The sequence below is a fragment of the Pseudomonas sp. PvP009 genome (assembly GCF_017832995.1).
In the GTDB taxonomy this organism is placed as follows: domain Bacteria; phylum Pseudomonadota; class Gammaproteobacteria; order Pseudomonadales; family Pseudomonadaceae; genus Aquipseudomonas; species Aquipseudomonas syringae.
On record NZ_JAFIBG010000001.1, the window covers coordinates 5570859 to 5588381 of the forward strand.

Genomic DNA, 17523 nt, shown 5'->3' on the forward strand with positions numbered 1-17523 from the left:
CTGACGTGGCCCACGGAGCGTGTATGGGCCACGTCGTCACACTCAGAAGTGGTAAGTCGCGCGGGCGAACAGAGTACGGCCCAGCGGGTCTGCGTAACGAGGGTCGTAGCCGGACTGGAAGTTGTAGGCCTGGTTGGTGAACGGCGGGTTGCGGTCAAACAGGTTGCGCACACCAGCGTCGATATCCAGCACCTTGTCGAAGGTATGACCCACCGACATGTCCCACAGCGCATACGACGCGACCCGCGCATTGGTGGTGCGGTCGTAATCGTTGTAGCCGCTGGTGAAGCGGTTGGTGATGGAAGCGCGGGTATCGCCCAGTGCCCAGGTACCGGTCAGCACGTGTTTCCAGCGCGAAATCACGCCGTCGCCCTGGAAGTCGCCGACCTTGTCGGTGTACGGGCCGTCGATAATGTTCTGGAAGTCATAACGGGTGACGTAGGTGCCGGTCATGCCCAGACCGAACTGGCCGTAAGGCGTGTTCGGGAAGCGATAGTCGAGGGTTACGTCGACACCGCTGGTTTTGACGATGCCCAGGTTGGCGTTGCCGGTGACGATGTTGGCGATCGAACCGTCGGCAGCGCGCACGTAGCGGTCGGCGTAGGTGTTGGGGTCATCGAACACGGTCGACTCGGGGAACGACTGAATCTGGTTGGAGATGTGAATCCACCAGAAATCCAGGCCCATCGACAGGTTGTTGACCGGCTGATAGACGAAGCCCAGGGTCATGTTGCGGGCTTTTTCCGGGGCCAGCTCGGTGTTGCCGCCACTGTTGTTGAGGAACTGCTGCGCGCAATCGCGACCCGCGTTACCGCCGGGTTGCACGGTGCCACCGGCACAGAGTACCGGGTCGTTGTAGTAGCCCTGGGTGTAGCTCAGGCTGCGCGGCGCATAGAGTTCATACAGCGACGGCGCACGGAAGCCTTCACTGTAGGCACCACGCACCACCAGTTGCTTGAACGGCTGGTAGCGGAACGAATATTTCGGGTTGGTGGTGCTGCCGAAGTCGCTGTATTTATCGTGACGAACAGCAGCGGTCAGCTCCAGGCTGTCCAGTACCGGTACGTTCAGTTCGGCGTATTCGGCTTTGACACTGCGGTCGCCCTCTACGCTGCCGGCTGCGTCCAGACCCAGGCTGCTGATGTCGTTGACGAAGGGGTCGAAGTCCTGATGCATCTTCTCTTTGCGGTATTCACCACCCAGCGCCAGACCGGACGGGCCCGCGCCGAACCAGTCGCCGATTTCCCGGCTGATGCGCGCATCCAGCCCGGCCACACGGCCCACAGCGCTGGAGTACTGACCGTGGTATTCGCTGGCATCGATCAGCGCCTGCCCTTGTGCCGTCTGCGGGCCGAACGGGTTGAGGACGCCATCAGCCAGATCCTGACGCATCGCCGAGTCACTGACAAAGCCGCTGGTGACTGACGAAAGTACTTTGTTCTGGTTGTACGAAGCGCCGACGTTATAGTCCCAGCCACCTACCAAACCATCAAAATTCAGCAGAAAACGCTGGCTGGTGTTCTGGTCACTTGAACCTCGTGCGCCCGCTGCCGTTTCGCGCCATGCGGTGCTGACCGGCTGTGTCGGGTCGAGGGTGAAATCGGTCGGTGCCGGGGTAATGCCGTTGCCGGGATAGAACGGCGACGAAGCGTCAAGCGACAGCCCGGTCAGCGGTGCCGGACCGATGCCGGTGTGGTTGTTGTTGCGAGCCCAGAAGTATTCGAGGCTGACGTTGTGATCGTCGGCCAGCTTGCCGGTGGCCTTGCCGAAGAACGAGGTTTTTTCGGTCTGCGGGATCAGGTCGATGTATTCGCGGGTACTGAACCGGCAGATGCCGTTGCTGGCGATCAGGCTGGAGCCGCCGCAGTTTCTGCCCAGCGGGTTGGCAGAGTTGTCGCCCTGATAATAGTTGCCCGGGTAGGCGGTACCGGAAGTCTGATTGAGCCCGCGTCCCGGCTGGTAATCCCGCGTGAACGAGCGGTCGTTGGCGTCCAGATTCTGCTGCTTGTTGTAGTTGACCACGCCCATGACGTTGAAGCGGTCTTCTTCCAGATCACCGAAGCCCCAGCTGGCGCTCATGTCCTTGGTCGCACCGCCGCCACTGGCAGTCGGCGTTTCGCCACCCAGCGTCAAGGTGCCGTCAGTCAGGGACTTTTTGGTGATGAAGTTGATCACGCCACCGATGGCGTCGGTGCCGTACAGCGCCGAGGCTCCGTCACGCAGCACTTCGACACGGTCGATGGCAGCGAACGGGATCATGTTCAGGTCGATGGCGCTGCCGTTGGGCGTGCCCACACCGGAAATCGCGTTGTTGGCCAGACGACGGCCATTGAGCAGTACCAGCGTCTTGTTCGCACCGATGCCGCGCATGTCGGCGAAAGAGGCGCCGCCGGTGCTGGCACCGATCGAGCCCGCGCTGTTCTGGATCGACTGGCTGCCGGTAATGCGCTGGACCATTTCCTGGGTGGTGGTCACGCCCTGTTTCTTCAGGTCGTCGGCGCGCAGGATGGTAATCGGCACGGCGGTTTCGGCATCGACCCGGCGGATCGCCGAACCGGTCACTTCTACGCGTTGCAGCTGGGTCGTGGCAGGCACAACCGCTGCACTGGTGGACACGGCCGAGCCGCTGGTGTCCGCATCGACGGCGTCTGCCGCCTGGGCACCGCTCATGCCCATGGCCAATGCACAGAGCAGGGCACGTGGATGACGCCGGACCGCGAGGGCCAGTGGTTTGAGGGTGCAACCGGGAAGATTCATCAGCATGGTTAGTTCCGACTTGATCCAGACATTATTGAAATGGCCTTGTGAGCCCTCTGTTCCCGACGCGGTTGTGCCGAGCGGGAGTTCCACTTCTTCTTTTTCCAGCAAGCCGCTCCCCTCCAGGGGCTTTTCAGCCCACGGACAACCGCATTCACGGGGGTCGGGTCAGACGGCTTCGCGAGGCGAAGCCACCCGGTCAGTCGAGCGTCATTTCGCTGTCATGACGGATATCTTGGTAATGCCAGAGCGTTCGATGGAGGCCATGGCCTTGGCCACCTGGCCATAATTCACGGCGGTGTCGGCCTGCAACTGGACGCGGATTTCCGGGTCCTTGGCCTTTTCGTCCTGCAGGCTTTTTTCCAGCAGCTCCGGGGCGATTTCCGATTTGGCAAGGTAGAACTTGCCGTCCTGATCGACGCTGACCACCACCGGGTTTTTCTTCTCGGCGGGGGCGACTGCGTCGGTCTTGGGCAAATTGACCTTGATCGCGTTGGTCATCAGCGGCGTGGTGACGATGAACACCACCAGCAGCACGAGCATCACGTCGACCAGCGGCGTGACGTTCATTTCGCTGAGCACTTCATCGCTGTCCTGAGTGGAGAAAGACATTAGCTGGCCTCCCGAACGGCATGGCCATTCTTGCTGGCGATGGGCTGGCGCGTGACGGCAAAGGCGCTGCGCTGGGCGAGGGCGTCGAAGTCGTGGGCGAAGTCATCCATGTCGGCCACGGCGAGCTTGAGGCGGCGCAGGAAGAAGTTGTAGATCAGCACTGCCGGCACGGCGACGGCGATACCCACGCCGGTGGCGACCAGCGCGTGACCGATGGGGCCGGCAACCGCTTCGAGGCTGGCCGAGCCGGTCACGCCGATGCTTTGCAGCGCTTCCATGATCCCCCAGACCGTACCGAACAGGCCGATGAAGGGCGCGGTGCTGCCGATACTGGCGAGAATCGCCTGGCCACTTTCCAGCGCGCGCCGCTCTTTTTGTATCTGCTGGCGCAGGTTGCGCTCCAGACGGTCCGAGCGGTTGATGGTGTGCGCCAATTGTTGCGTGGTGCGCGGCGACTCATCGACTGCCATGGCTTCAAAGCCACTGTTGGCAATACGTGCCAGCGCGCCGGGGTATTGCGCAGAATGCTCGGCAGCGGTGAGCAGGTCCGGTGCGCTCCAGAACACTTTGGTGAACTGTTTGTTCTGTGACTTCTGGCGAACATACTGCGCCGACTTGATCAGCAACAGTGCCCAACTCAATACGGAAAACAGAATCAGTGCCCAGAGCACGGCCGGGACGATCATGGAAGAGAGCGATGCGTTCATGGTTTAAACCTCACCAGCTTTGATAATTGAATAGTCGGTTGTCATGCGCCGGATCATTCCGGCAACTTGAAGTCGATGGTCTGCGTCGCGAAGCCTTCTATCGGCGTGTCACCGCGTTTGGCCGGTATGAACTTCCAGTTGCGCACAGCCTCCACGGCCGCTTCGTCCAGTACCGGTTTGCCGCTCGATTTGGTCACCTCGACAGCCCCGGCGCGGCCGTTGGGCAGCACCTTGATGCGCAGAATCACGCGACCTTCCCAGCTGCGTCGCAAGGCCAGTCCCGGATATTCCGGCGGTGGATTGCCCAGGCTGGCGAGCCCGGATACCGCAGCGCTTTCCTTGACCGGAGCCGGTGGCGCAGCAGGTGCCGGCGGCGCGGGCGCAGGTGTTGGCGGCGCGGGCGGGCTGGGCGCAGCAGCAGGCTTGGGCGCAGGCGGCGTCGGCTTTTTCACCGGCTCGACTTTCTTGACCGGCTTGGGCTTCTCGACCTTGGGCTTTTCCACCGGCTTGGGCGGCGGTTCGACCGCGTCCGGGTCCTCGACCGGTTGTTCCGGTTCGGGGGGAGGCGGTGGAGGCGGCGGCGGAGGCGGTGGCTCGGGCGGCGGCGGTTCCGGGGCGGGTGGTGTCGGGCTGGTCAGTTCAATGGTCATTTCCGGAACTTGTGGCGCAACTTCCGGCACGTCTGGCTGGGCCGTTTGCATGTACCACCAGATCACACCATGAATCAGTACCGACGCAGCAATCAACACCATTACTTGCGGCTTGTTAAGGCCGCCCGGGCGTGACGTATTGGCGCTGAAAGGAATACCCTGCCACGCCGTCGAAGTGTCATCGGGCGAGGGAGAGGGAACCGCTTTCATTATTACCGCATCATTCATTAACGCTCCCTCGAGTAGTTAAAGGGCAATAAAAATCCGCTCGAACAATGGGTAACTGTTCGATTGATGAAGACCTGCACATTGTTGATGGGCAGGGCAAAGCGGTGGGTGCGCACACGGCGAACTCAAACGGTTAAAAGGCGTCTTGAATCAGGGCACTGACATTGCAGATCCTTGCTTTCTTATCGTCATGTACGGGGACGTACAGCGATGTTCCTGAAGGCTTACATTGCAACCGCTGTGCCAGAACGCCCTAGCTGTAACCATTGATGCAGAGCGGGTGTCGCATTCGTATAACTATTTATCGATTCCCGACTTCATTGACTTCAAAACCGCACAGATGAATAAAACGTCGGACAAAAAAACAGACAAACAATGACCCTCTGCTTGAGCAGACGCGTTCGAAAATCATGACCTGCAAGTCACTTTGTTTGATGCACCAATACTGTGTCACCAGGATCACGTTGGTGCGTTAGTTTATCAGCGCCTCATAAAACAATGCTCCGTACAGGTACGCGGTTGTGTGGACAGTTAGCGTTGTTGAAATAAAAGCCATTCCACAGGTGATGGCAAAATGAAACCACTCAAAATAAAGTGTCGGACACTCTTTATAGGTCGACCGTCTTTTAATTAAAAACAGCCCGCTATTTACTTAATTACGCGCACGGCCACGCCACGTCCTGATTCATCATCAGAACACTCAAGGCACACGCGTAATGTCTTAAGTCCAGACGTGCAAGGCCGTCGAATAACAACGCGCAGATCGGGACAAGGGTGAAGCGACCGTGCAGGCATCGCTTGAGGCAGGTGATGCCCAAGGTGTGGATTGCCAACGTAACGGTGGTCTGACGCAAGACTGATAGGGCACAGCTAGATTCCTTTCCTGGCGGGAAGCGAGACTTGTGGTCTGCCCCCTGCACTGTTTATGGACGCTCTGACGTCCGTTAACTGCACTTTGGTGCGTGTAGGCACCCCATGAATGCAGCGCGCACCATTGGTTTATGGCACGACCGTTCCACTAGAAAGAACTGTGCCAATTTGTGTCTTTTTGTATCTGGAGGGGTACATTTTCATCTGGAGACGAGTATTTGCGGCTGCAAGGCGCAGTCACTGACCCCGGCGGGTATCAACTCGGCAGATTGGCGCGGGTGCGCCGGGAGAGAACCGCCCTAGATTCGGGCGGCCTGCAGGTGTCGTGAATTACCAGAACGCAGCAGGTGCGCTGAGCGCCTTGCTGAACACCTCGATGGCGCGCTCGACATCTGCCTGCGTGGTGTAGCGGCCAAGGCTGACGCGCACGCTGGCCAGGGCCTTGGCGGAGTCCATGCCCAGAGCAAGCAGCACATGCGAGGGTGCATTGCTGGCCGAATTGCACGCGGACGTCGAGGACAACGCCAGGCTGTGGGACAACTGGGCGCTGGTGAAGCCGCTGCGGGTGATGCACAGGTTCAGGGTGTGCGGTATGCGTTGTTGCGGACAGCCATTGAGCTGCACATCCGGCAGACTCAACAGGCCTTCGCGCAGGTGACGACTCAGCGCTTCGATACGACGGTTTTCAGCGTCGGCCTGGCTGATCGCCAAGGCAAAGGCCGTCCCCATGCCGACGATCTGATGGGTGGCCAACGTGCCCGAACGAAAGCCGCCTTCATGTCCGCCGCCGTGGATCTGCGCTTTCAACAGTGAATGCGCACGCGGGCCCACGTATAGCGCGCCAATGCCCTTGGGGCCGTAGGCCTTGTGCGCCGAGAACGACATCAGGTCGACGGCCAGACTCGCCAGATCGACCTTCACCTTGCCGACGCCCTGCGCAGCGTCCACATGAAACAGCGCACCGTGCTCGCGCACCAGGGCGCCGATGCTGGCGATATCGGTCAGCGTACCCAGCTCATTGTTCACCAGCATCAACGACACCAGCAGCGTGTCTTCGCGCAAGGCAGCCTGTACGGCTTGAGGCTGGATCAGGCCTTGAGCGTCCGGTTTCAGCCAGGTGACGGGAAAGCCCTGACGCTCCAGCGTGCTGACGGTGTCGAGCACGGCCTTGTGTTCCAGGACGCTGGTGATGATGTGGCGGCGTTGCGCGCTGGCATCCTGGGCGATGCCCTTGATCGCCAGGTTGTTGGACTCGGTAGCGCCGGAGGTCCAGACAATGGTGTCGACAGGCGCACCCACCGCATCGGCCACCTGCGCGCGTGCCTGTTCAACGGCCTGCCGCGCCACCTGCCCATAACCGTGCCCGCTGGAAGCCGGATTACCGAAATGACCTTCGCGCCCCATACAGGCAACCATGGCTTCGATGACCTGTTCATCGACAGGTGTGGTGGCGGCGTAATCCAGATAGAGCGCAGAAGTGGTCATGGGCAATTCGCTTTGCAATCGAGTCAAAATCAAGGGCTGGCATAAACCAGACCGACTGCTTGAAAGATTACTGATCCGCACGCGAAAAATTATTGATATTTGCACGGGCATGGACAACCAATGCGAAAAATTATTCGCTTTCACTTGGATTTATACGATTAAAAATTCTAGGATGCTGCTTCAGACGCAGAATCGCAGCCAGACACTCATCGTTCCTCACGATCAGTGTAGAGCGACTAACGCAGGAAACCGCTAATGGACAAGTTCGACCGGGCAATCCTCGACATCCTGCAAACCGACTGCACCCGTTCGGTGGCGGACATCGCCGAGCGTATCGGCCTGGGCAGTACCGCGTGCTGGCGACGCATCCAGAAGCTGGAAGAGGCCGGCATCATCGACCGCCGGGTCGCGCTGCTCAATCCGCAACGGCTGAACGTGTCAGTCAGCGTCTTCGCCGCCATCCGCACCAACCAGCACAACGCCGCCTGGCTCGAACGGTTTCACGCCGCCGTCGGCGAGCTGCCTGAAGTGGTCGAGTGCTATCGCATGGCAGGCGACACCGACTACATGCTGCGCATCGTGGTGGCCGACATTGCAGGGTACGACGAGGTGTACAAGCAACTGATCAGCATTCCCGGCATCAGCGACGTGAGCTCCAGCTTCGCCATGGAACAGATCAAATTCACCACCGGCCTGCCCTTGCACTACGCATCGTTTGGCGGCTGAGCGCAGCCACGCTCATCGATTGAATCGAACCCTCGGCCCCGTGCCACGTCCACTTTCTTTGGCAAACGAAAAAGGTGGCTGACATGACAACCGATCACATACTCACAGACAGCGTACCCAAAGAAGACCCCGCCAGCCCGCAACTCGGCCAGTACGACCGCGAAGCAGACCCGGTCCTCGCCATGAACGCGAACAGACCCGGTGTCGGCCCGAAAAAAGGCGACGAGGTGAAGAAGCGTACGGAACACGACGAGACTTACGATGAAGGTGAGCCGGAAGTGGACGACGCCGACAGCGTCTCGGATGAGGGCGGCGGCACTCTGCCGGGCTGAGGGAGCACAAATATGGCGCTGAGGTGGTGTAACAGCTCAAACGTGTTCATGTAAGGGACGTTGAGCTGTTCACAGAGGTTGGGGATGATGAATTTCCGCCTTGCATCCATATTGCGTACTTCATGGGTAACGACAGTAGCTCCAGAGGTCAGAGCTTTGGCGATCAGCCATGGATCAGCGCCCCTTAAAAACTCTTCCATTGCCCCTGTCTTCATACCCTGGGCTTGAGCGACTAACGTTACAACCTTCACAAAAGCGGTTTGGGTATCTTCATCCGAAACGCCCCAAAAGAAGCTCGAATTATCGATCGCCCACGCGGCCAGTTCATCATGGCCTTTGGTGAGTTCATCTTTGACAGGCTCTATGCTCGCTAAAGAAAAAGCCTGATTTTGAAGCAACAACCATTGCCAGTATGCCGGGCATATCCTCATGCCGTAGTAACGGTTCTTGGCTTCAATCAGCGTATTGGAGTCGAGAAAATACTTCACAGCGTTACTGTCTGCGCCAGCGTTCTCAACTTGGCAGGCTGTATGCCGAGCAAGTTGCCTGCTTCACGCAACAGCATTCGTCCACTCATGGCCTCGATCAGGACGGCTCTGCTCAGACGGGTGCTGTTTTTGGCAGTTGCATTCCGGTAGTAATTACCGGCACCGCCTTTCTCCTCCTGAAATGCTTTCAGTACCCTTTGGTAATACGTTCCGTACTGCTCTTGCGTTACAAAGCCCAGGTCGAGGGCTCGGCGACCTATAACGAGTTTGCTGACGTGGAATCGCGTAGCAAGCTGGGCTAGATTGCTTTCCCATTCCACAGTGGTATCCCACAGGGTACGAAAAAGTGCTTCGGGAACAAGAAACTCTCCGGCTACCGCATTGCAGAAACGCTCGTCCTCTCGGCCGTTTGCAGTGCCTGCGTCAGAGACACCACTGCTGCCAATCCAGATATGTGCAAGCTCATGCATCAATGTGAACAAGCGAGCCGTTGGAGCATCAGAGCTGTTGATAAATACCAAAGGTGCCAGCGGATTGCTGATGGCGAAGCCCCGAAACTCGCTGACTTCCAGTTTGCGATGGGTATTGCCCAGCGCAATACCGCTGCGCATCACAAGCACACCGGCCGCTTCTGCGGCATCGATCAAAGCACGGCTGTACCTGTCATGATCAAGACGGGATTTTTCTGGATCGACGTCGAGGGTCCGGCGAATATCGTCCACAACCGCCTTCACAGCCGATCGGCTGTCAAAGCGGCCTACGAACGAAAGCGGCTTTTGCTCATGGTTGTGGAGATACTCCAGATACCAGTCCTGCTTTCGAATGGCATCTTTCACAGTATCCAGAAGCTCCAGACTTGGCCGCAGGGGGGCCAAGTTGCCGACCGTGCGAAGGTCTGGCAGCGGGAGCAGCTCAACAGGCGGTTGCAGAAGGAAAAGGAAGCCAAATGGAACGTGCGCGACGCTCGCCCACTTTTGCGCCTGAAGAAAAGTCGGTTTCGCCTCACCCGCTTCCCATTCCACGACCCGCTCAGGTTTCACCGGAAGCTTTCTGGCGACCTGTGCGGCAGACAAGCCTGCACGCTCGCGGGACCACGTGAGGATGCTGGGATTAACAAACGCGGCTTGGCTCATGGCGGATTAGGAATATCAAAAAGGGCTGTAGCGAGCTGATCCATATGCAGGCTGCCGGGCATTGCCTTCTCCTTGGCGATGACGCGCACCGCGGGCTGCGGCACATGTCCATACATTATGGGCTGACAACGCCACGGTCAATGACGGCGGCATCGCGTTAAGGCAGCCATGATGAACCTGATAATCGGGAGCGTGTAGGTAAATAATTACTTCATTTACCTACCCGGCAATCATTCAAGGCCGCGAAGCAATCTCGTCCAGATGATTCAGCAGATCCAGCGGGTCTTCATACACCCTCAACGCGCCAGCACGCTCAAGTTCGCCAATGTCGTAGCCACCCGACAGCAGGCCGACGCCGGTTGCCTTACAGCGACGCGCCGCCAGCATGTCCCAGATCGCATCGCCGATCACCAGACACTCGTCGATCGGAGCGTTTATCTTATTTGCAGCCGCCAGGAACAGGTCGGGGTCAGGCTTGCCGTAGCTCACGTCATCGCGCGTTACGATGTTGATCTTGTTGATGTCCAGTTTCAGCGCTTTGAGGTTGATCGTCGCCGTATCGATCCCACCGCTGGTGGCGATGCACCACTTGAGGTTTTCCTTGTCGAGCGTCTCCAGCAACTCGGCGGCGCCGGGCAAGGCGATGATCTGTCCTTGCAGCCGCTCGTAAGCCTGAGCATGTTTCTCGCTGAGCCGTTCGGCTTGTTCTTCGCTGATGTTCAAGCCGGTTTCACGCGACAGAGATTTCAACATCAGCCCGCCGCTCATACCGATCTTGCGGTGAATACGCCACATCGCAAGCGGGATCTTTTCTGCATCCAGCGCTTCTTTCCAGGCGGCGACGTTTTGATAAACGCTGTCGGTCAGCGTGCCGTCCAGGTCGAAGATGAAGGAAGTCTGGGGTCTCATAGGGTTACTCTTTTTGAATGCGGATTGACCATCTGGCGAGGTCCGGAGCGTTGTGAGTCGATACCTGTTCGGCGGTACCGGGGGGCTTCAATACGGCGTTGCCAAATGGCGGGAAAGGGTTGGTTTTTTGAGGTCACACACTTTCGAGTACGTGATGGAATGGCGGTTCGATCTTTCGGGCGGGAGGGCGATCTGGCAGCAGAAAAGCCTGATGGTTCTAAAGCCGCATTAACGCTGTACGTAACCCTCCACCAGCGCCTGAACCCGCGCTGCGTCATCCTCGGTGACCGGGTTATAAACAATCATCGACAGATCGGGCCGGCCATCCACTGCGAACCCCGAATACTCCAGTTCAATCAGCCCATGAACCGGATGCCGCAGGCGCTTGGTGCCTTCGCCCTGTGAACGCACATCGTTGTCGCGCCACAACGCAGCGAAATCGGCACTGAGCGTACAGAGTTCGTCAGCAAGTTCGCGGAGTTCCGAGGCGGCACCGGCACGGGTCGCGTCGGCTCTGAATGCGGCGACGATAAAGCGCGCGACGGCCTGCCAGTCGTCCTGCTTTGCACGCGTGCCAGCGTTGCAAAACATCAGGCGCAGGATGTTGCGCTGCTCTACGGGCAGCAGGCTGTAGTCAGTAAATACAGCTGCCGCAGCGTTGTTCCAGGCCAGAACATCCCAAGTGGCAGTCTTGATAAAAGCAGGGCTGAACGCGAGCGTATCCAGAATGCGCTGCAAGCGCGGCGATACGCCTTCGGGCGCGCTGTAGACCACTTCGGGCAGGTGACCAAAAGCGAGCATGAACAAGTGTTGCCGCTCGGGCTCGGTCATCAGGAGACTTTGCGCGATCCGGTCCAGAACCTGAGCAGAAGGCGCGCCACCGCGCCCTTGTTCCAGCCACGTGTACCACGTCGCGCTGATATTGGCGCGCTGGGCAACTTCTTCACGACGCAAACCTGGCGTGCGTCGACGCGTGGTGGAAAGCCCCAAACTCGCAGGGTCCAGACGCGCCCGACAGTCCTTCAAATACGTTCCCAGCGGGTTGGCCATGATGATCCTGTTGGTTTCTATACCCTGATAACGTCACGTCTTTTACGGGATAAACGTTACGCGCACTCTGCCGACTTCAGCAAAGAGAGATTTGACTATGCGCGTATTTATAACCGGCGCCACAGGCTTTATTGGCACTCGCGTCACTGGGGAACTGATCAACGCAGGCCATCAGGTAGTAGGTCTGACACGTTCGCAAGAGGGGGCTCAAGCTCTGCTTGCCATGGGAGCCGAACCGCATCGCGGTGATATCGAAGACCTGTCCGGCCTTCAGCGTGGCGTAGAGAAGTGCGACGCGGTGATTCACACGGCGTTTGATCACAACTTCGCGCACTTCGTCGCCAACTGCCAGAAAGACGCTCGCGTCATCGACGCATTGGGTTCTGCACTGGCAGGCTCCGAGCGACCACTGGTTATCACCTCCAGCACGGCGATGGGCTCGTCAGCACCTGGGCAGTCCGCAGACGAAGATCATTTCGACCCGGCGCACCCCAACCCTCGCGTCGCATCGGAACTCGCCGGGCAGGCGCTGTTGCAACGCGGCGTCAACATAGTCGTAATGCGACTCTCGCAGATTCATAACCCGGCCAAACAAGGCTTGGTCAGCGAAGTCATCAAACAGGCGCAGGAAAAAGGCTGCTCGGCCTATATCGACCAAGGCCTCAATCAGTGGTCTGCAGCGCATCTTGAAGACACGGCGCGCCTGTATCGTCTGGCTCTGGAGAAACATCAGCCTGGGGCTCGTTATCACGCGACGGCCGAATCAGGCATTACTTTCCGCCTGATTGCCGAAACCGTCGGAGAACATCTCGGCCTGCCCACGTTGGCAATGCCCGCCCATGAAGCCGCCGCACACTTTGGCTGGCTGTCGACATTTGTGGCCAAGGACATGAGCAGCCTGAATCACAAGACACGCGAGCGCTTGGGATGGCAGCCCAAGGGCCCAAGTTTGATTGAGGACTTGGGAGGGTTTTTGAAGGGGTAGCGTTTGCGGGCGGAGCAACTCTGCAATTGCAGATGACCATCGTGCCAATGCTCCGCGTTGGCATGCAGTTCGTGACGCTCTGCGTCACAAAGCTACAGTCTGGCAAGACGGCCCCAAGGCCTACAGAATCGCGTGAAATCAGAACGATTTACTGGTGAGTGTCCGCATTCTCAGCCGGATAAAACTCGCCCTGCCTCCCCATCCTTTCCAGCCGCTCGCGAACGAGTGCTTCGACGTTGGCTACTGCAGCCTTATCGTCGGGGTCGACCAGTTGCAGGCACAGGCGCCGGGCGTTCTGATCGTGGGTGCCCTCGCTGAGCATGTCGTGGGTAGGGACTTGTTCGCCACGCCACAGACATAACTCGGTATGAGTACCGCCGAGCCATATTTCGTTGACTGATCTAAGGTCGGCGGAAGCCAGTTGGTCCACGGTGATCGTCTTGTCCATTGCGCTGTACCTTTTCAGTGAGTCGATGCAGGTCAGACGAACAGCCGCCGCGGATCGTTCCCGGCGTCGGCTGTTCAACAGCGCCAACGGTGAAGAGTCGACGCCCTGAATCAATCGACAGGCAAGGCTTTACTTCTTCAGCCAACCCTCGACAACATCGGAACCATGTTCGGCCTTCCATTCTTTCAGAATCTTGTGGTTCCCACCCTTGGTCTCGATCACTTCGCCGGTTTTCGGGTTCTTATAAACCTTGAGTTCACGCGGTTTGCGTTTGCCCGCAGGTTTTTCAACGGTCTGGCCACGGGAAGAGCTCTGTGGGTCCAGCAGATTGATGATGTGCTTCAGGCTGAAACCATAGTGCTCAAGCAGCTTGCGCAGCTTGGTTTCGAACTCGATCTCCTTCTTGAGCCCTTGGTCGCCTTTCATTGCTTCCAGTGCCTGGAGTTGCTCGGCGAGATGTTTTTCCAGCTGGCGGAATTCTGCGAGTTTGGACATGGTGTTTTCCTCCTAATCAGGTGTGCGTAGTTATTGAGAGAGATCATACCCGTTACAAGTTCAGCCTATTTTCCTCAGAGGCGCGTTGGCTTCTAATACGCTGTAGTGACACGATAAGCCGGATTGCCGGGGCTTCCGGTTATTTTCAGAAAATGCGATTTCCCGAGCGCAGAATCAACAGCGATTTTGGTCTATCCGCGTTGCAAGCTCGAGGGAGGTTTTGATTGGCCTATTTGCTGACGCAGTAAACAGTGGTTCCGTCTATTCGCTGCGCGGCAGCGAAAAGCCTGTGAAGACGTGGCCAGACGACCACATCTTCACACGTGCTTTATTTAGGACTTGGCCCAAAACGGTTAGGTCCTGGATGACCTTCCTGAATCAGGAACACAAGGTTGGCAATCGGTACCAGCAGCCACCAGCCACTGCGATCCGTGTCGTGCAACCTGCGAACACCCACCGCGATACCTGGGACCAACACGGCCAGGGAGTAAAGGTTAGCGATAATGCCGCCATCCCCGATCAACCCGCCGATAAAGCCGAGGACAATCGAGATCAAGATGTTGAACAGAAAGAACATCCAGTATTCTTTTCTGCGTGCCCTGCCCGTGAACACCGCGTATTTTTTCAGAACTTCTGTATACCAGCTCCACGCAGGCGGGTTATCGGTGCTCGCACTGGCTGGCGAAATAACCAACTGCGGAGCCCCGCAGTGCGGACACGTACCAGCGTCATCACTGATTTCCTTTGCACAACCACGACAAAATACCATCTCATTCTTCCCTAAATCAGTTAGCTATTAATCCAAAAAATATCAGCAGCGATACTGCTGACAAGACAGTGCCTGCTATCGCTATTCCGTTTCCAGGCAACTTTTTGTTGATGCTGATGACGCCCAGAACCAGTCCGGCTATCGAGCACATGCCGAGCCCGACGACGGTATCCAGATCCCATTCACCATCGTCGAACAGCGCCAGCGAGCAGAGGATGCCCAGCACCAGAGAGACGATAGCCATCCACGGAGAGCCAGTTTGTTGTAGCTGTTTGGCAGGAGTTGCAGAGACCTGACTGGCGCCACATTGCGGGCAGTTGAGTGCCGTTTCATGTATTTCCTTTGCGCAGCCACGACAGAAGACCATCGCCATTTTATTTCCTTATATCGAGTAGCTTTCAGACCACCAACAAGCGTTTGAACGCCCGCAAATTCTGGGTTAAAAGGTTTGTATTGCCAAGATTTAGTTAGTTTTATTTACAATTTTGGCGACTGCGCAACGTTTTTAGGTTTTGCAGTCCGTTATTTATGTTGGCTTGATCACTGACCAGGCATGGCCCTAGGCGATTGCCATGATTGTGTTCGCGAACGGCCTCAACCTCTTTGGTGCAACAATTCCAGCGGGGGTTCTGTATGACCTGAGTTGTGGCCTTAGCAGCAGTGTCTCAGGTTGAACAGGCTTCGAGCGGGGTTGTTATTTTCGTCACAGCGGCAAGGGCCGGAAGCTTTACTTCAGCCGCCGACCGGCTGGGCATAACCAAGTCCGCAGTGGGCAAGAGCATCGCCAAACGGGAAGAAAGGCTGGCTGCAAACTTTTTCATCGATCCACTCGCAGCTTGGGGCTCACCGTTGACGGAGAGACTTATTTCGCAAGCTGCTCATTAGCCGTGGATGGCTGAAGCCTTCTGGCGCAGGATAGATATGCAATACCCTGAGAGGCGCAAAGCCGGCGTGACAGGTCGGTCGCAGCCCGCTCAAACCCGACTGAACTGTTGAGCCCTCGCGGGGACTGAACTTAACACCCCTTTAAGGAGCCAGCCCCATGAACAGCGATCAACTCAATCAATACGACGCCGAGCGCCTTCACCAGCGAGTAGCAGCCGAACTGGGCATTACTGCCGAAGAACTGACCACCTGGATGATCAACGATATCGAACGCGTGACCGAGGGCGGCAAGGATGTCGGGCACATGGTGGTCTTCCGCGAGTCGACCCCTGCGCAGGTTCTCGACAGGGTTCAGCACAAGCAAAGCCATTTCACGGCCATGACCGGTGTGATCGATCTGAGCTAAGTGCAGCGGGCTTTGAGGTCAAAGCCCGCAGACTCAATAGCCCGCACCCGTACCCGCGCCTGTCACGATCGCAATCCCGGAACTGGTGCCCAGGCGTGTTGCGCCAGCTTCGATCATGGCTCTGGCCGTCGCCACGTCACGCACCCCGCCAGACGCCTTGACGCCGATGTCAGGGCCTACCACACGGCGCATCAGCGCCACATCCTCAAGCGTCGCGCCACTACGGCTGAAGCCGGTGGAGGTCTTGACGAATGCCACGCCCAAGTCGCGGCAGATCTCGCAGGCGCGCACCTTCTGCGCCTCATCGAGCAGGCAGGTCTCCAGGATCACCTTGAGCGGCACGCTGCCACAGGCCTGCAGCACCGCAGCGATATCGTCGCGGACCTCATCGAACAGGCCGTCCTTGAGCCAGCCGATGTTCAGCACCATGTCGATTTCCTGAGCGCCGGCGGCGATCGTCAGTGCTGCTTCCGACGCCTTGCTGGCACTCAGCCCGGCGCCCAGCGGAAAGCCCACCACCGCACAGACCTTCACGGCAGACCCGGCCAGTTGTCGAGCAGCAAAAGGTACCTGGCCGGAGTTCACGCACACCGAGTAGAAGCCGTGTTCCCGGGCTTCGAGGCAAAGCGTGGCAATCTGCTCTCGGCTGGCATCTGCCGCCAACAAGGTGTGATCGATGGCCTGGGCCAGTGCAGCGGGTTCTAGCGAATTCATCAACGGATTCCTGTCATCAGTAAAAACACTTGGGTGGATACCCATAAGTTAAAAAATTAACACTTGGTGTTACTCTAGCGACACCACTAACGGATTGCCGAGATGCCCATGGACGTCAAGAAAACCGACCGCATCAAACAGATTCAACAAGCCCTGCAAGATCAGAAAGCCATCCATCTGCGGGAGATGGCGGCGCTGCTTGAGGTGTCCGAAATGACCTTGCGCCGCGACCTCAGCCGGCACCCGGAGCAATTACGGCTGCTGGGTGGCTACATCACTCGCGCCCACGATGATCCTGAGCCGGGGGATTACCGGGTCAGCGAGCAGGGCACCCGCCATGTCGAGGAGAAGCGCCGCATCGGCAAGCTGGCCGCCACTTTCATCCGGCCCGGCGACACCGTGTTTTTCGACTGCGGTACGACGATCCCCTTCGTGGTCGACTTCATCCCTGACGAGCTGGAGTTCACCGCGGTGTGCAACTCGCTCAACGTGCTGCTCAAGCTGCAGCAGAAACCCAACTGCAGCATCGTCCTGTGCGGCGGCATCTTCCACCGCAAGAACCAGGTGTTCGAGAGCCATGCCGAAACCAGCATCCTTGATGGCGTGCGTTTGACCTGGGCGTTTGTCTCGGCGGCCGGGGTCAGCCTGGACTGCGGTGTCACCTGCTTCAATTTCCACGAGGTGGAGGTCAAGCAGAAAGTCATGCGCCAGGCCCGGCAAAGCCTGCTGCTGGCCGATCACTCCAAATTCGACGCCGTACGCACTGCGCACTTCGGTGCCTTGAGCGATTTCCATTGCGTGGTCAGCGACAAGAAAATCCCGCGTAGCTACCGCGAGGCCATCGAGGCCGGCGGCGCGCAGCTGGTGCTCTAGA

At 58.2% G+C, this 17523-nt stretch carries 20 protein-coding genes; 6 read left to right on the plus strand and 14 right to left on the minus strand.

Features of this window, described 5'->3' with window-relative positions; genetic code table 11:
* Positions 1 to 42: 42 nt before the first annotated feature.
* From JOE29_RS24000 to JOE29_RS24020, 5 genes are all read right to left on the minus strand, one after another.
* The gene (locus tag JOE29_RS24000; RefSeq protein ID WP_210079935.1) at positions 43 to 2868 is read right to left on the minus strand and encodes a TonB-dependent receptor; all 2826 of its coding nucleotides are present in this window, start codon (positions 2866 to 2868) and stop codon (positions 43 to 45) included.
* A gap of 99 nt (positions 2869 to 2967) precedes the next feature.
* On the minus strand, positions 2968 to 3369 hold the full coding sequence (locus tag JOE29_RS24005) for a biopolymer transporter ExbD (RefSeq protein ID WP_002555939.1): 402 nt from the start codon (positions 3367 to 3369) through the stop codon (positions 2968 to 2970).
* Entirely contained in the window at positions 3369 to 4076 is a 708-nt protein-coding gene (locus JOE29_RS24010) for a MotA/TolQ/ExbB proton channel family protein (protein ID WP_003340004.1), read from the minus strand. The genes JOE29_RS24005 and JOE29_RS24010 overlap by 1 nt, the downstream gene beginning before the upstream one ends.
* 53 nt (positions 4077 to 4129) lie before the next feature.
* A complete protein-coding gene (locus JOE29_RS24015; protein ID WP_017278913.1) occupies positions 4130 to 4936 on the minus strand; it encodes an energy transducer TonB in 807 nt (268 codons plus the stop codon).
* Between the two features lie 1218 nt (positions 4937 to 6154).
* A complete protein-coding gene (locus JOE29_RS24020; RefSeq protein WP_044312728.1) occupies positions 6155 to 7309 on the minus strand; it encodes an aminotransferase class V-fold PLP-dependent enzyme in 1155 nt (384 codons plus the stop codon).
* A gap of 255 nt (positions 7310 to 7564) precedes the next feature.
* Between JOE29_RS24020 and JOE29_RS24025 the strand changes: the two genes are divergently transcribed.
* Both JOE29_RS24025 and JOE29_RS24030 read left to right on the plus strand, forming a co-directional pair.
* A complete protein-coding gene (locus JOE29_RS24025) occupies positions 7565 to 8035 on the plus strand; it encodes an Lrp/AsnC family transcriptional regulator (RefSeq protein ID WP_074996741.1) in 471 nt (156 codons plus the stop codon).
* An 83-nt stretch (positions 8036 to 8118) separates the two neighbouring features.
* Entirely contained in the window at positions 8119 to 8367 is a 249-nt protein-coding gene (locus JOE29_RS24030) for a hypothetical protein (protein ID WP_003318137.1), read from the plus strand.
* On the opposite strand, the gene JOE29_RS24035 is transcribed toward JOE29_RS24030, so the two are convergent.
* From JOE29_RS24035 to JOE29_RS24050, 4 genes are all read right to left on the minus strand, one after another.
* Entirely contained in the window at positions 8292 to 8855 is a 564-nt protein-coding gene (locus JOE29_RS24035) for a DUF4411 family protein (protein ID WP_074996740.1), read from the minus strand. The two genes, JOE29_RS24030 and JOE29_RS24035, sit on opposite strands and share 76 nt — an antisense overlap.
* The gene (locus JOE29_RS24040; RefSeq protein ID WP_058445980.1) at positions 8852 to 9988 is read right to left on the minus strand and encodes an XRE family transcriptional regulator; all 1137 of its coding nucleotides are present in this window, start codon (positions 9986 to 9988) and stop codon (positions 8852 to 8854) included. Before JOE29_RS24040 ends, JOE29_RS24035 begins: the two co-directional genes overlap by 4 nt.
* A gap of 234 nt (positions 9989 to 10222) precedes the next feature.
* Complete coding sequence (locus tag JOE29_RS24045) at positions 10223 to 10897, minus strand: HAD family hydrolase (protein ID WP_057407515.1); 675 nt, start codon at positions 10895 to 10897, stop codon at positions 10223 to 10225.
* Between the two features lie 228 nt (positions 10898 to 11125).
* Positions 11126 to 11947, minus strand: a complete 822-nt coding sequence (locus tag JOE29_RS24050) for a helix-turn-helix transcriptional regulator (RefSeq protein ID WP_046270784.1) — start codon at positions 11945 to 11947, stop codon at positions 11126 to 11128.
* 97 nt (positions 11948 to 12044) lie between these two features.
* Between JOE29_RS24050 and JOE29_RS24055 the strand changes: the two genes are divergently transcribed.
* Positions 12045 to 12932, plus strand: coding sequence for an SDR family oxidoreductase (locus JOE29_RS24055; protein WP_044312731.1), 888 nt, complete (start codon positions 12045 to 12047; stop codon positions 12930 to 12932).
* Positions 12933 to 13080: 148 nt separating this feature from the next.
* Here the strand turns inward: JOE29_RS24055 and JOE29_RS24060 are convergent, their stop codons facing one another.
* The 4 genes from JOE29_RS24060 to JOE29_RS24075 form a co-directional block, all read right to left on the minus strand.
* Entirely contained in the window at positions 13081 to 13380 is a 300-nt protein-coding gene (locus tag JOE29_RS24060) for a hypothetical protein (RefSeq protein WP_210079936.1), read from the minus strand.
* 129 nt (positions 13381 to 13509) lie between these two features.
* Entirely contained in the window at positions 13510 to 13875 is a 366-nt protein-coding gene (locus JOE29_RS24065) for a histone-like nucleoid-structuring protein, MvaT/MvaU family (RefSeq protein WP_003339985.1), read from the minus strand.
* Positions 13876 to 14203: 328 nt separating this feature from the next.
* Positions 14204 to 14644 (minus strand): DUF805 domain-containing protein, encoded by a 441-nt coding sequence (locus JOE29_RS24070; RefSeq protein WP_003437268.1) that lies wholly within the window; start codon positions 14642 to 14644, stop codon positions 14204 to 14206.
* Positions 14645 to 14660: 16 nt separating this feature from the next.
* Positions 14661 to 15017, minus strand: coding sequence for a DUF4190 domain-containing protein (locus JOE29_RS24075; RefSeq protein ID WP_003318145.1), 357 nt, complete (start codon positions 15015 to 15017; stop codon positions 14661 to 14663).
* A 287-nt stretch (positions 15018 to 15304) separates the two neighbouring features.
* On the opposite strand from JOE29_RS24075, the gene JOE29_RS24080 reads away from it, so the two are divergent.
* Both JOE29_RS24080 and JOE29_RS24085 read left to right on the plus strand, forming a co-directional pair.
* A complete protein-coding gene (locus JOE29_RS24080; RefSeq protein WP_346773310.1) occupies positions 15305 to 15529 on the plus strand; it encodes a LysR family transcriptional regulator in 225 nt (74 codons plus the stop codon).
* 157 nt (positions 15530 to 15686) lie between these two features.
* A complete protein-coding gene (locus tag JOE29_RS24085; protein ID WP_003318146.1) occupies positions 15687 to 15935 on the plus strand; it encodes a hypothetical protein in 249 nt (82 codons plus the stop codon).
* 33 nt (positions 15936 to 15968) lie between these two features.
* Here JOE29_RS24085 and deoC read toward each other — a convergent pair whose 3' ends face one another.
* Entirely contained in the window at positions 15969 to 16649 is a 681-nt protein-coding gene (gene deoC, locus JOE29_RS24090) for a deoxyribose-phosphate aldolase (protein ID WP_046266603.1), read from the minus strand.
* Between the two features lie 102 nt (positions 16650 to 16751).
* Between deoC and deoR the strand changes: the two genes are divergently transcribed.
* Positions 16752 to 17522, plus strand: a complete 771-nt coding sequence (gene deoR, locus JOE29_RS24095; protein ID WP_003425726.1) for a DNA-binding transcriptional repressor DeoR — start codon at positions 16752 to 16754, stop codon at positions 17520 to 17522.
* Position 17523 lies beyond the last annotated feature (1 nt).